Raw genomic sequence first — 839 nt, 5'->3', positions numbered from 1 at the left:
GAGACAGGGGGGAAGCGAGGGGCCGCAGAGGGCTGCCGTGCGACCTGAATCACTCTTTCGAGTGAGTGCTCGGGTACGGGCGGCGGGAGCCGGGCCCTGGCGGATCGTTACTGCGTCGCCACAACGGGTGCGCCGCCGCCTCTGCCGGGGCGGCCCTCGGGCCCGGCGGGGCGCTCGCCCTGCTCGGCGCCGGGCCGGTCACCTGCCCTGCCCGGAAGGCCGCCGGCCTGCCCGGGCAGGCCGTCACTCCTCCCGGGGTGGTTCTCTCCCCGCGCGGGGAGACCGTCCCCGCCGTCGTCCGGCCGGGCGTCGCCGCTGCCGCGCCCGGGCGTACCGTCGCTCTCCCCCGGGCGACCCTCGTCCTCCCCCGGGCGTCCGCCACCGTGCACCGGGCGGCCGTCGCCGTGGCCCGGACGGTCCGCGCCCTGTCCTGGGCGACCCTCGCCCTGTCCTGGTCGGCCCGGCTTCTCCTCCGGCTGGTTCCCGCCGGGGTGCTCGCCGCTGGGCGGCGGCACGTGGTCGTCGCCCCCGTCGAAGCCGCCGTCGCCGTCCTCGAAGCCGTCGCCACCCTCGAAGCCGTCGCCACCCTCGAACCCGCCGTCGCCGCCCTCCAGCCCGTCGCCACCCTCGAAGCCGTCGCCACCCTCGAAGCCGTCGCCACCCTCGAACCCGCCGTCGCCGCCCTCCAGCCCGTCGCCGCCTTCGACGCCGCCACCGCCACCGCCGTGGTCCTCGCAGTAGTCGTCCACCCGGTGCGCCCCGCCGGCGGCTTCTCGCAGCTTGCGGAGCTTGGCGGCGTCGAGCCGGTCGTGGGCGAACGCCTGGCAGAGGGTCATCAC

General features: G+C 77.7%; 1 protein-coding gene. It reads left to right on the top strand.

Annotated elements, in window-relative coordinates; translation table 11 throughout:
* Positions 1-257 precede the first annotated feature (257 nt).
* On the top strand, positions 258-839 hold a 582-nt coding region (locus tag GL263_RS27360), incomplete at its 3' end, for a hypothetical protein (protein WP_228456882.1).

Source organism: Streptomyces durbertensis, from assembly GCF_014156695.1.
Classification (GTDB): domain Bacteria; phylum Actinomycetota; class Actinomycetes; order Streptomycetales; family Streptomycetaceae; genus Streptomyces; species Streptomyces durbertensis.
The sequence above is the reverse complement of the archived record's forward strand: the minus strand, read 5'-3'. Positions and strand labels throughout refer to the sequence as shown.